Below are 13,042 nucleotides of genomic sequence, written 5' to 3'. Positions count from 1 at the left end.
GTCTTTTTCTATGACTAAACTTAGCGCAGCACTTCTCCTCACTAGTTCTCTTGTGGGATGTGCCGCTGTAGTAAAAACACCTTACCAAGCACCAGCTGTACAAGTTCCAGGCAGTTTTCAGTACGATAAGGCTAAAGCTAAAACAGCATCGGTTGAGCAATATTCTGACCATTGGTGGACATTGTTTGGAGATGCACAGCTCAACCAACTCGTAACTAATGTATTAGAGCGCAATAGTGATTTGGCTGTTGCGGGAATCACACTCAAGCAAGCACGCTTGCAAGCTGATTTTACCGCGAATAAACAAGGCTTACGGACCAGCTCTAGTGTTTCTACAGGACATTCTTTCGACTTAAATTCGGGAGATGACAGCGCGAAAGGTTTATCAATGAGTGCTGGGGTGAGCTATGAACTTGATTTGTTTGGCAAGCTTGCTCGTCAAACTGAAGCAAGTAAATGGGAAGCCTTAGCAACCGAACAAGATCTTCAAGCTACTGGTCAAAGTCTGATTGCCACTACTGCGAAACTCTACTGGCAGCTTGGTTATTTAAATGAACGATATGCAACTGCACAGCAAAGCTTAGCCACTTCACAAAAGCTTTATCAGTTAGTTCAAACTCAGTATAAAGCAGGTGCAGTTTCAGGATTAGACCTTACGCAAGCCGAGCAGTCTGTTCAAAGCCAAAAAGCAAGTTTAAGCCAGATTGAGCAACAGCTTGTTGAAACGCGTACAGCCATTGCTGTGTTATTGCATGAGCCAGTACAGCAACTCAATATTCAAGAGCCACAGCGTTTACCACGTACAGCGCTGCCTGCTATTGGTGCGGGTTTACCAGCGGATATTTTGTCACGTCGCCCAGACTTGCAAGCAGCTGAGCTTCGTTTAAGAAAGGCATTGGCAACTAAAGATGCGACTAAAGCAAGCTACTATCCGTCAATTAGCTTAACTAGTAGTTTAGGTTCAAGCAGTACATCTTTAACGGAGTTATTACGTAACCCTGCCCTTACGCTTGGGGCGAGTTTGAGCCTACCGTTTTTACAATATAACGATATGAAAAAAGATATCGCGATTAGTAACCTAGATTATGAAAAAGCGATTATTCAATATCGCCAAACGCTTTATCAGGCTTTTGCTGATGTAGAAAACGCGTTGTCGAGTCGTACAGAACTCGACAAACAAGTAGCGTTACAAGAGCGTAATGTCGAACTTGCAGAAAAAACTGAACGTTTAACTGAAGTCCGCTACCGTTATGGCGCTGTTGCGTTAAAAACACTTCTTGATGCACAGCAAACTACACGTACTGCGCGCTTGAGTCTTGTTGAAACCAAACAAAGTCAATACAACGCTTATGTCACCCTTATGCAGGCATTAGGCGGTTCACCTGTAAAAGAACTGCCGCAATAACTTGCGCCCAGTAAAAAGCCGTAGTCCTTCAACTACGGCTTTTTTTATGTCTGAATAAATCTTAAGACTTATTCATCATCCATCATAGATTGGCTCATACCTACAGTATTGAAACCAGCATCTACATATAGAATTTCACCAGTAATACCTGAAGCCCAAGGTGAGCAAAGGAATAATGCTGCATTACCCACTTCTTCAATGGTTACGTTACGCTTTAACGGTGCAACTTTTTCGTTAGCATCTAGCATTTTACGGAAAGATTTAATACCAGAAGCAGCTAAAGTACGGATTGGGCCCGCAGAAATTGCATTTACACGGATACCATCAACACCTAAGCTTGATGCCAAGTAACGAACACCAGCTTCTAAAGAAGCTTTCGCCATACCCATTACGTTGTAGTTAGGCATAACGCGCTCAGAACCTTGGTAAGTCAAAGTTAATAAACAACCTTGGCGAGCTTGTAATAAAGGTTTTGCAGCACGTGCCATTGCAACAAAGCTGTATGCGCTAATGTCATGAGCAATTTTAAAACCGTCACGGTCAGTCACGTCAGTGAAGTCACCGTCAAGCGTGTGTGCAGGTGCAAAGCCGATTGAGTGCACAACACCATCTACGCCGTCCCAATGTTTTGCAAGTTCCGCAAATGCATTATCAATTTCAGCATCAACGGCAACATCACATGGAAACACAAGCTTAGAACCGAATTGCTCAGCAAACTCATCTACACGTTTTTTTAATTTTTCGTTTGGATAAGTAAATGCAAGCTCAGCACCTTCACGGTGTAATGCTTGTGCAATACCATAAGCAATTGATAATTTACTAGCAACGCCTGCAATCAAAAAGCGTTTACCTGCTAAAAGTCCTTGTGTCATGCCGATCTCACTCAAAACAATTTTCAGCATAATGCCAATATTCAACGTTTTTCGAAATTGCATAATGCATCTTTTTTCAAAAATCGCACGAAAAAAAATCGCTCCCATTTAGGAGCGACTTTTTACCAACTCATTTTTAGTCGTCAGACAATAAGCCAAGCAAACGTAAGAACGAGATATACATCCATACTAAAGTTGCAAGTAAGGCAATACCACACAACCATTCCATGAATTTTGGTGCACGATATGCTGCATTGGTTTCGATCAAATCAAAATCTAAAATTAGGTTCAGTGAAGCAATCACTGCAACAAAAGCAGCAAAACCAATACCTAACCAGTTGCTTTCAAAAATATAAGGAATGCTTGAGCCAAACGCTAAACGCATCACCATCTGCACGATAAATACAATAAAGATCGCCAAAGATGCAGAGATCACAACTGATTTGAACTTTTCAGTTGCGCGTATGATTTGAAACTTATATAGACCAAACATCACCAAAGTCGTGACGAAAGTTGCCAATAAAGCTTGAAGAGGAACGCCCGGATATTTCAACTGGAAAGTAAAAGAAATACCACCTAAGAAAGCCCCTTCAAATAAAGCATAAGGAATTGCTAAAGTTGGTGCAGTCGTTGGTTTAAAAGTCGTAATTAAAGCTAAAACCAAGCCGCCAATTGCACCCACAATTGAAGCCGCATAAGCAATACCAACATTTGCAGTAAAGGCTGCATAGAAAAATAAAGCGACACCCACTGCAGCAGCAATGATGGTCAACATAACAGATTTTTGAATCGCACCTTGCACGGTCATCGGTTGACTATAGTCACTGACCGTTTCAACGCGTGTCAGTATCGGGTTATTACTTTGCATAAATGCTCTCTTTTTATAATAAATAAACTTAAAACATCATTTTAAGCAAAATGAATATGAAAGCCAAATTCCCACTTGGCATTATTGTAACAATGTCCTTTAAATAATAAAAAAGGGAGCTTTCGCCCCCTTTTCTTCTTACTTGAATAACCTAATCAATCTTTACCGTCAGTATTCATAATAAAGAAGTATTCGCGGTAATACTTAAGCTCAGAAATGGAATCACGAATGTCATCCATCGCCAAATGTGACGCATTTTTTTTCAGGCCACTCATAATTTCAGGACGCCAGCGTTTTGAGAGTTCTTTTACTGTAGATACGTCAAGATTACGGTAGTGGAAATACTGTTCTAGTTCGGGCATAAGACGATGTAAGAAACGGCGATCCTGACAAATCGAGTTACCACACATTGGTGAAACTTTTGGATTTACCCATTTTTTTAGGAATTCTAAAGTCTGTAACTCAGCATCACGAGCGGTCAATTTACTACGACGAACTCGTTCAATTAAACCTGACTGGCCGTGCTGACGCGTATTCCACTCATCCATTGCATTTAAAATACGATCAGGTTGATGAATAGCCAAAACCGGACCTTCGGCAAGTACATTTAAATGATCATCTGTAATAATTGTTGCAATTTCAATAATCTGGTCGTTGTCGGTATCTAAACCTGTCATTTCCAGATCAATCCAAATTAATCGTGTATTTAAAGTACTGCTCATGAATGTACGTTCTAAAGTGCCGTAAAAACATCAATAGTAGCAAATTTCTTGCTTCTGCGCTGTAATTCCATACCAGCTTCGTGCTATTTTTGCGGTCTTCAAACAATGGTTTTTTTGGGATATGAATGGCTCTAATTCGTAAGCGTCGTTTAACTGAGCAACAGCAACGTCGTATTGAAAAACAGCATAAAACTCGCCAAGAAGAAGTCGATACTTCACAAGATCTAGATGGGCTGGTTGTACAGCACTATGGACGTCAACTTGAAGTACAGGCACTTTCTGTACCCGATCATCACCCAGAAAAACCGCAAGTCGCCGAAGGCGAACCAGAACCGTTTTGGAAACCCATTGAATTAAATAGCGTTTGGCGCTGTCACACCCGTACAAACCTTGAATTACTGGTCACTGGTGACCGAGTGAAGTGGCAAGCTGACCCTAATACAGGTTTAGGGATTATTACCGCAATTCATCCACGTACATCTTTACTTACACGCCCGGATCGCTATCACAAAGTAAAACCTGTAGCTGCGAATATCAGCTTAATCGTTATTGTTTTTGCCCCACTGCCAGAACCGGCACCTACTTTGATTGACCGCTACTTAGTGGCATGTGCAGATGCAAATATTCCGGCTCTTTTAGTGCTTAATAAATCAGATTTACTCACTGAAAATGATCCGATTCTCGACATGCTCAAAGAGTATGAAAATTTAGGCTATGAAGTCATGATTTGTCATTCTAAAGGTGACATCTCAGCATTGTCCCAGCGTCTTGATGGCGAGACAGTAGCTTTTGTAGGTCAGTCAGGGGTTGGGAAAAGCTCACTTATTAATGTGCTCATTCCAGATGCTGAACAAAAAACCAATATCATTTCTGAAAACTCAGCACTTGGACAGCACACCACAACTTCTACACGTTTAATCAACTTTGGTAAAAATGGCGCCTTGATTGATTCACCGGGAATTCGCGAGTTTGGGCTTTGGCATCTCGATTTAGATAAAATTCGTATGGGCTTCCCTGAAATCGAAGCACATTTAGGTTCGTGTCAATTCCGTAATTGCACTCATACTCATGAAAAGAACTGTGGCTTAAAACAGGCTGTTGAAGCAGGTGAAATTTTACCACGCCGCCTAGACAGCTTTTTACGTTTAATCGATGAGATTCAAGAAGCTCAGCAAAAAAACTAATTTTCTACCCTATTTGCCCTTGAAGTGGTGATTTTGATCACCATCTATATACGCTATACTCTAGGTCAATTTTGTTTTTAATTTTTTTTAGGTGACTTGTGGAACGCTGGTTAGAGTTTATGGGGAATCACCCCATTTTGTTTGGTACACTCGGAGTCTTGATCGTATTGTTCTTCATTTTTGAAGGTCAACGTAACGGTCGTAAAATTTCTCCACAGTCGCTTGGTATTTTAGTGAAAGCGAAAAATGCCCTTTTGATTGACTTACGCGATAGCAAAGACTTCCGCGAAGGTCACATTAGTGGTAGCCGCAATATTCCTTATAGCCAAATTGCAAGTCATGCTGATGAATTAAAAGCAAGTGACCGTCCATTGGTATTTATTTGCAACCTAGGGCAAGTTGCTGGTAGCGCTTTACAGAAAGTCGCTCATCATGACAGCTATCGCCTTGATGGTGGTATCAGTAACTGGAAAGCTCAAGGCTTACCTCTCGTTAAAAGCAAACCAAAAGCTTAAGGAGAATTGTTATGGCAGCAAATGTCATTGTTTACTCAACTTCTGTATGCCCGTACTGCGTTCGCGCTAAACAATTACTTGAGCGTAAAGGTGTTGCTTACAAAGAAGTAAATCTTTCTGTTGAAGCGCCAGAAGTACGTGCTGAATTAATGCAACGTACAAATCATCGCACTGTTCCACAAATTTTTATTAATGATCAGTTTATCGGTGGTTTTGACCAACTTTATGCTTTAGAGCGTGAAGGTAAACTCGACGAATTATTGGCTTAACATCGCATCCATATTAAGGAAAAAACAATGAGCGAAGAACAACAAGTTCAACCACAATTAGCTTTAGAGCGTATTTATACAAAAGATATTTCTTTTGAGGTTCCAGGGGCACAAGTTTTCACTAAACAATGGCAACCTGAACTTAACATCAATCTTTCTTCTGCTGCTGAAAAGATTGACCCAACTCACTTTGAAGTATCTTTAAAAGTTGTGGTTCAAGCCAATAACGATAATGAAACAGCGTTCATCGTAGATGTAACTCAATCTGGTATTTTCTTAATCGATAATATCGAAGAAGACCGTTTACCTTACATTTTGGGTGCATACTGCCCGAACATTTTGTTCCCGTTCTTACGTGAAGCTGTAAACGACTTAGTAACAAAAGGTAGCTTCCCACAGTTACTTCTTACTCCAATCAACTTTGATGCAGAGTTCGAAGCAAACATGCAACGTGCTCAAGCTGCTGCTGTTGAAGGTCAAGCTTAATTTTATAGCTTACCCTAAACTCAAAAAACCGCGTAATTCGCGGTTTTTTTATGGGAGTAATTTAGATTTAACGCTCAAGTGAATGAATCTGAATAGAAGGAAACTGGAATCCACGGCATGATTGTTCTGAACGCCATGCGACTGTTAAGATCATATTACCTAACACAAAGTTTTGGTAGGCAAATGTCCCAATAAGCTCATGCGAACATAATCCGCCCTGATTTGTAGGATGTGCTTGGGTGTGTAAGGTATTTAAATCTAAACGTATACCAAGACCCGATGCTTTTAAAACAGCTTCTTTAGTCGTCCAGACTTTAAACCAATATTCTCTATCTTGTTCTAGACTTTGCCACGTTGCATATTCATCAGGATGAAAAGCGTGTTGTGCCAGACTATCCAGACGTACTTTACGATCAAGCTCTTCAACATCTATACCAATATCTTTAACTCGCTCACTCAGCGCTAAAGCATAATATTGTTGGCTATGTGAATGATTAAAATACAAAGTGTGATTCAATAAATAAGGTTTGCCATGTTCATGCTTGGCAAACTCCAATTCCGTTGAAATGAGTTGTAGTTTCTCTGCAATCAGTCTATTTCTGATACTCTTTATTTGTTGTTTTTTATAATGATTAAATGAACGAAAGTCGGGAAAGTCGTGTTGTTTTCGATTTAAAAAATCATTGAGTTTTCCTATATAAATGTCCACATGTTTACTATTCATTTTATTAATCCGAACCATCCATAATTCACAGCTAGCATTAAAACCTTACTGATACCTGATTAGACAATACAATAAAAAGCCCAAAGAAGACTTTGGGCTTTTTCAATTAAAAACAGATTAACGTTTAAATTTCTTTTCTGCTTTTTTGAATTTCTGAATATAACGACGACGACGTGCAGCAGTACGCTCATCGACCTGACTCTTACGGCCTTCAAACGGGTTTTCAGAAGTCTTAAATTCAATTTTAACTGGTGTACCTTCAAGCTTATAAACCTTACGGAACACATTCTCTAAATAACGGCGGTAATCTGCAGGAGTCTTATCCACCTTGTTACCGTGAATCACAATAGTCGGTGGATTTTGCCCACCCATGTGCGCATAACGCATTTTAATACGACGGCCTTGAACTGTCGGCGGCTGATGCTGATCAGTTGCATCATTCAAAATCTGCGTCAATTTCGCAGGAGATACCTTTAAGTTTGCAGACTCATAAGCACGGTGAATTGATGGATATAACTCACCTACCCCAGTACCATGTAGAGCAGAAATAAGGTGAATTCGAGCCCAAGGAATAAAGTCAAAACGGCGCTCAACATCAAGCTTACACTGCTTGCGGTCGTATTCACTCATGTTGTCCCATTTATTGATCGCAATGACCATGGCACGCCCAGCTTCCAGCGCATAGCCAATTAAATGTAAGTCTTGCTCAACAATACCTTCACGGGCGTCAACTACAACCACCACCACATGTGCGTCTTTCATCGCTTGTAAAGTCTTCACAATTGAGAATTTCTCAATCATTTCATCAACTTTACCTTTACGGCGTACACCTGCTGTATCAATTAAAGTGTATTTACGGCCTTCACGCTCGAACGGAATATAAATAGAGTCACGAGTTGTACCTGGTTGGTCAAACGCTACCACACGGTCTTCACCAAGTAAGCGATTTACTAACGTTGATTTACCCACGTTCGGACGGCCAATAATTGCTAGACGCAATCCGGTATCTTTGTCATGCTCTTCAGGATTTTCATCTTCTGGAATATCTTGAAGTACATCCTCAAGCATTTGTTGTACGCCACGGCCATGGCTCGCTGCAACTTGTAATGGTTCACCCATACCAAGCTTGTAGAACTCAACCAAAGCAGCTTCAGCATGAACACCATCAACCTTATTGGCAACAAGATAAATTTTCTTGCCTAAAGTACGTAATTCACGGGCAATTTGCTCATCGGAAGCTAACAATCCGGCACGCGCATCAACTACAAAAATAATAATATCTGCTTCATTGATGGCTGTTTTCGACTGCTCGGCCATGTAGTTATCGATACCGCCTTCACTTTCACCAATACCGCCAGTATCAACAACAATGAAAGACTTATTTTGATAAGTCGCATCACCATATTTACGGTCACGAGTCAAACCCGCGAAGTCGGCTACAAGTGCATCACGACTCTTGGTAATCTGGTTAAATAACGTTGATTTTCCGACATTCGGACGACCAATGAGCGCAATAACGGGTTTCATACAATAACCTTAATTCAAGACCAGCCATATCTCATGGCATGAGCATTAGAAACAGTACAGGAGATATATTTTAAGGCCAGATATGACCATAATAAAAGACGGGGCTTTGAACTGATTTAATTCAAACACCCCGATATTTTTAACAGCGTAATTTGTTAAGCGGCTATTTTAGCACAAGCGAACAAAATTAACGATTCTGCCAAATACTTAAATCGCCTTTTCGAGTCGAAACATAGAGCTGATTCTCAATCACACGTAATGTATTGACCTCACCACTTGTTTTAGAACGACCAATCAACTTACCTGTTGTCGGGTCGATTAGGTGTAAAACACCATCCAAATCACCAACAATAAGGTCCGATCCCAAGACGACAGGATTACTTAAATGACGGTTTAAGAGACTATCATTTTGCCAAAGCTGTTCGCCTGTTGTTAAGTCATAAGCAGTAAGCTTGCCATCAGTTGACGAAACAAACACTTTATTATCATAAACTTCTGGACGCTTGGTGCTACTTGAATCTTCACTCCAAACCACGCGTTGAGAAGCAAGATCAGTAACAGTTACTTGGCCTTGGAAACTAGTTGTTACCATGAGTTGACCCGCAACAACCGGATCACCATCAATGTCAATTAAACGCTGAATATCAGAACGCCCTTCACTTACTGCAACACGGCGTTGGAAGCGCGGAATACCACTAATCGTATCAATTGCATAAACATATGCATTTGCAGAAGCAATTAAAACCGTGCGAGGGTCAAGACTCACTGGCGATGGTTGACCACGTAAACTGAACTGAACATTTGGCAATTTATATGCCCAAACTTGTTGTCCTGATGATACATCATGTGCAAATACAGTACCGTCATTTGCAATTGTAATTACGCGGCCAGACTGAACTAAAGAAGGACTTAATAAAGCACCAGATAATTGTGCAGTCCATTTTTGTTCACCCGTTGCCTGATCTAAAGCAAATAACTGACCTTTACTGTTACCAACAACAACAATACCTTCAGCTGCTTCAACACCAGAGCTTAAGCCCAATTTACTAACTTTTTTCTCCCAAAGACGTTGTTTACCACGGTATGCAGCAACTTCACCTTTAGGATCAAGGGTAAAAACAACACCTTCGCTAGCGTCAAGTTGTAAACGTAATGGATCTGCCTTATTCGTAGAAGAAACACTGCGTGAAAACACGGGCACCAAACTCTTATTTGACTCAGTCAATTTCGGTAGTGGATTTGGTTTTGCTTCTTTTACTTTGTTGCTAGAACATCCGACCAATACAGCCGATGCGATTGCAATTGCCAAAGGCAGTTTGAATTTCTGATTCATTAAGACTCTTCCACCTGTGTTTCCAAAATTGGGCGCTCAATCTGTGGATCTTCAACTAAAACGCCAACACTTTCGAGTTTAATTTGTAAAATTTGTCGCTCTTGTTTACGTTCCAGTAACGAATCCCATGCAGCTTGATATGCTTTTTTAGCAGAATCAATATCTTTCTTAGCAACAAAGATATCACCGCGTAACTCTTCTACTGTTGCTTTAAATGCCGGATCGACATCACCAGACAAGGTTTTTAGAGCTTCATCATATTTGTTTTGCGCCAATTGTGCATCTGCTAAACGCAATTTTACAACCTGAATCAGTCCTTCATCTTTTACTTTTGAATTCTCAACTTTTTTCAAAGCTTTTTCAGCAGCAGCATAATCTTGTTTTTCATATGCAAGTTTTGCCAATACAAATTGAGTTTGTATCGCCTGAACTGAATCAATATCGTCTTTTACAATCTTATCTGCCGAAGCTGTTATTGAAGCTAAAGCATTTGGATTATCGGCTGTTGCATTTGCTTCATCCATTAACTGCTGTACTTTTGCAGTTTCTGTCTGACTCGTTGCAAGGTTTCTTTTTTGCCAATATTCCCACCCGAAAAAGGCAATCAATGCAATGAGAATCCCGCTAATCATGGCAGAACCATATTTTTTGGCGAACGACTTTAAGCTGTCGAATTGTTCTTCATCACTTAAGCTCATGTGATTGTCCTTTTCCAGATGTTTCAGTTTATTTTGTAAATTTTTCAATTAAGAATGGTACGAGTTCAGCCAACGCAACTTGTGATTGCTCAGCTGTTGCCAACTCTTTTACAGCAAGCTGCTGTGCTTCCCACTCACGTTCACCCAAAATTATGGCGTAAACAGCCCCAGCCTGATCAGCTTTTTTCATCTGACTCTTCATGCTGCCTTGTGAACCAGTTTTAATGCGAATGTTACTATTCGCAGCTTCTAACTGGTCACGTAATTGTTCTGCTAGAACTAAAGCTTTAGATTGATAAGCAGGCTCCGCAACCAAGAACGCTTCACAGTCACGTACAATTTCAGCCTGTTCGACTTGCTCAAGTAGAAGCAATAAACGCTCCATCCCCATTGCAAAACCGACCGCTGGAACAGACTGATCAGCCTTACCTTTTAACTGGCCAACCAAACCATCATAGCGTCCACCTGCACATACTGTACCTTGCGACCCTAATGCTGTTGTTGTCCATTCAAAAACAGTTTTATTGTAATAATCTAGACCACGTACCAATTTTTGGTTAATTACAAATTTAATGCCTGCGGCAGTCAAATAATCTTGTAATTGCTGGAAGTGGCTTAAACTGTCTTCTTTTAAGAAGTCATGTAATTTCGGCGCATTTTCCAGAATTTTCTGAGTCGACTCAATTTTAGAATCTAAAATACGTAATGGGTTTGTTGTTAAACGGCGCTGTGAATCTTCATCCAAAGCATCTTTATGTTCATTTAAGAACGCAACCAAAGCATTACGATATTCCGTACGCTCATCTGTTTCACCCAAAGTATTCAACTCAAGTTGAACCATGTGATCAACACCCATACGCTTCCACAAACGGGCAGTCAACATAATCAATTCAGCGTCGATATCAGGAGTCGCTACACCAAAAGTTTCCACACCAAACTGGTGGAACTGGCGGTAACGGCCTTTTTGTGGTTTTTCATAACGGAACATAGGTCCCATATACCACACACGTGGCGTAGCACCACGCAACAAGTTATGTTCAACCAACGCACGAACACAACCCGCTGTTCCTTCCGGACGTAAAGTCAGTGATTCAGGTGGGTTTCCTTTATCGAAGAATGTGTACATTTCTTTTTCTACGATATCGGTAGCATCACCAATAGCACGTTTAAACAGTCCCGTTTGTTCAACGATCGGCAAACGAATTTGTTGGTAACCATAAGCATCCATTAAAGATGCTAAATGCTGCTCGAGACGTCTCCACGCTGCTGTTTGCGTTGGTAAAACGTCATTAAAACCTTTGATTGCGACAATTGAACTCATGATGAACTACGAATAATTTCTTTAGATTTAGCTTCTTCAAGCTCTTGAACACGTTGACGAACCATAGTTTCGATTTCATCAACCAATTGATTGGTATCAATTAAATGGCTTTTCTCACCATTACGATAAACCAATGAACGAGGCGCAGCCCCAACGACCCCGATATCTGCTTCTTTTGCTTCACCTGGGCCATTTACCTTACAGCCAATAACCGAAACGTCCATTGGTGTACGGATATCTTCTAAACGCTCTTCTAAAGCCTGCATCACCTGAATCACGTTAAATTCTTGGCGAGAACAACTTGGACAAGCAATAAAGTTAATACCGTTAGAACGTAGACCAAGCGATTTTAAGATATCAAAACCGATCTTGATTTCATCTTCAGGTTCAGCAGCAAGCGAAATACGCATCGTATCGCCAATGCCTTCCATCAATAACCCACCAAGAGCAATCGCTGATTTCACAGTACCTGTACGGTAAATACCAGCTTCAGTCACTCCAAGGTGTAATGGATTATCAATTTGTTGAGAGAGTAAACGATAAGCATCCATGGTTAAAAACACATTTGATGCTTTTACACTGACTTTAAACTCATGGAAGTCAAGACGGTCTAAAATATCAATATGACGTAAAGCTGACTCAAGAAGTGCCTGCCCTGTAGGCTCGCCATATTTTTTCTGTAAATCTTTTTCTAGAGAACCCGCATTCACGCCAATACGCATAGAAATACCGTGATGACGTGCCGCAGCCACAACTTCACGAACTTTCTGGTCTGAACCGATATTGCCCGGGTTAATACGCAAGCAGTCCGCACCATAATCTGCAACTGCCAAAGCAATTCTATGGTCAAAATGGATATCAGCTACTAATGGAACTGAAACACGCTTACGGATTGCACCAAAGGCTTCAGCAGCTTCCATAGAAGGCACTGAAACACGCATAATATCTGCACCTGCATCAACACAACGCTCAATCTGAGCCACAGTTGCGTCAACATCGCAAGTTTCGGTATTTGTCATACTTTGCACACTAATAGGTGCATCGCCACCGACATAGACCGAACCAACACGGATTTTACGTGTTGGTCGACGTTTAATTGGGTTCTCTATCATTGTATC

General features: G+C 40.8%; 14 protein-coding genes. 5 read left to right on the top strand and 9 right to left on the bottom strand.

The features are described from left to right. Nucleotides 1–10 precede the first annotated feature (10 nt). A complete protein-coding gene (locus tag KNQ97_RS06335; protein ID WP_253612000.1) occupies nucleotides 11–1,405 on the top strand; it encodes an efflux transporter outer membrane subunit in 1,395 nt (464 codons plus the stop codon). Nucleotides 1,406–1,473: 68 nt separating this feature from the next. On the opposite strand, the gene KNQ97_RS06330 is transcribed toward KNQ97_RS06335, so the two are convergent. The 3 genes from KNQ97_RS06330 to orn form a co-directional block, all read right to left on the bottom strand. Continuing rightward, on the bottom strand, nucleotides 1,474–2,277 hold the full coding sequence (locus tag KNQ97_RS06330) for an enoyl-ACP reductase (RefSeq protein WP_002027450.1): 804 nt from the start codon (nucleotides 2,275–2,277) through the stop codon (nucleotides 1,474–1,476). Nucleotides 2,278–2,413: 136 nt separating this feature from the next. Continuing rightward, complete coding sequence (locus KNQ97_RS06325) at nucleotides 2,414–3,145, bottom strand: Bax inhibitor-1/YccA family protein (RefSeq protein WP_001191562.1); 732 nt, start codon at nucleotides 3,143–3,145, stop codon at nucleotides 2,414–2,416. Nucleotides 3,146–3,300: 155 nt separating this feature from the next. Continuing rightward, entirely contained in the window at nucleotides 3,301–3,867 is a 567-nt protein-coding gene (gene orn / locus KNQ97_RS06320; protein WP_000099436.1) for an oligoribonuclease, read from the bottom strand. A gap of 125 nt (nucleotides 3,868–3,992) precedes the next feature. Here orn and rsgA point away from each other — a divergent pair, with 125 nt between their 5' ends. The 4 genes from rsgA (at nucleotide 3,993) to secB (ending at nucleotide 6,321) form a co-directional block, all read left to right on the top strand. Then, nucleotides 3,993–5,051 carry a ribosome small subunit-dependent GTPase A gene (rsgA, locus tag KNQ97_RS06315; RefSeq protein WP_001173998.1) on the top strand — a complete coding sequence of 353 codons (1,059 nt, stop codon included), beginning with the start codon at nucleotides 3,993–3,995 and terminating at the stop codon, nucleotides 5,049–5,051. A gap of 98 nt (nucleotides 5,052–5,149) precedes the next feature. Further along, entirely contained in the window at nucleotides 5,150–5,566 is a 417-nt protein-coding gene (locus KNQ97_RS06310) for a rhodanese-like domain-containing protein (protein WP_000443006.1), read from the top strand. Between the two features lie 11 nt (nucleotides 5,567–5,577). Further along, on the top strand, nucleotides 5,578–5,835 hold the full coding sequence (gene grxC, locus KNQ97_RS06305) for a glutaredoxin 3 (RefSeq protein WP_000729828.1): 258 nt from the start codon (nucleotides 5,578–5,580) through the stop codon (nucleotides 5,833–5,835). 27 nt (nucleotides 5,836–5,862) lie between these two features. Next, complete coding sequence (gene secB / locus KNQ97_RS06300) at nucleotides 5,863–6,321, top strand: protein-export chaperone SecB (RefSeq protein ID WP_001288260.1); 459 nt, start codon at nucleotides 5,863–5,865, stop codon at nucleotides 6,319–6,321. A 67-nt stretch (nucleotides 6,322–6,388) separates the two neighbouring features. Here secB and KNQ97_RS06295 read toward each other — a convergent pair whose 3' ends face one another. The 6 genes from KNQ97_RS06295 to ispG all read right to left on the bottom strand — a co-directional run bounded on the left by KNQ97_RS06295 (nucleotide 6,389) and on the right by ispG (nucleotide 13,036). Then, nucleotides 6,389–7,045, bottom strand: coding sequence for a 4'-phosphopantetheinyl transferase superfamily protein (locus KNQ97_RS06295; RefSeq protein WP_253611984.1), 657 nt, complete (start codon nucleotides 7,043–7,045; stop codon nucleotides 6,389–6,391). 117 nt (nucleotides 7,046–7,162) lie between these two features. Next, nucleotides 7,163–8,572, bottom strand: a complete 1,410-nt coding sequence (gene der, locus KNQ97_RS06290) for a ribosome biogenesis GTPase Der (protein WP_000805592.1) — start codon at nucleotides 8,570–8,572, stop codon at nucleotides 7,163–7,165. Between the two features lie 187 nt (nucleotides 8,573–8,759). Next, nucleotides 8,760–9,905 (bottom strand): outer membrane protein assembly factor BamB, encoded by a 1,146-nt coding sequence (gene bamB / locus KNQ97_RS06285; RefSeq protein ID WP_001072119.1) that lies wholly within the window; start codon nucleotides 9,903–9,905, stop codon nucleotides 8,760–8,762. Beyond that, nucleotides 9,905–10,603: a tetratricopeptide repeat protein gene (locus tag KNQ97_RS06280; protein ID WP_000058788.1), complete on the bottom strand. Its 699-nt coding sequence runs from the start codon at nucleotides 10,601–10,603 to the stop codon at nucleotides 9,905–9,907. The genes bamB and KNQ97_RS06280 overlap by 1 nt, the downstream gene beginning before the upstream one ends. A 28-nt stretch (nucleotides 10,604–10,631) precedes the next feature. Next, nucleotides 10,632–11,924, bottom strand: a complete 1,293-nt coding sequence (gene hisS, locus KNQ97_RS06275) for a histidine--tRNA ligase (RefSeq protein ID WP_000095254.1) — start codon at nucleotides 11,922–11,924, stop codon at nucleotides 10,632–10,634. Further along, nucleotides 11,921–13,036 carry a flavodoxin-dependent (E)-4-hydroxy-3-methylbut-2-enyl-diphosphate synthase gene (ispG, locus tag KNQ97_RS06270; RefSeq protein ID WP_000572095.1) on the bottom strand — a complete coding sequence of 372 codons (1,116 nt, stop codon included), beginning with the start codon at nucleotides 13,034–13,036 and terminating at the stop codon, nucleotides 11,921–11,923. The genes hisS and ispG overlap by 4 nt, the downstream gene beginning before the upstream one ends. Nucleotides 13,037–13,042: the final 6 nt, after the last annotated feature.

It is taken from the genome of Acinetobacter sp. UC24323, assembly GCF_024151445.1.
Taxonomy (GTDB): domain Bacteria; phylum Pseudomonadota; class Gammaproteobacteria; order Pseudomonadales; family Moraxellaceae; genus Acinetobacter; species Acinetobacter baumannii.
The sequence above is the reverse complement of the archived record's forward strand: the minus strand, read 5'-3'. Positions and strand labels throughout refer to the sequence as shown.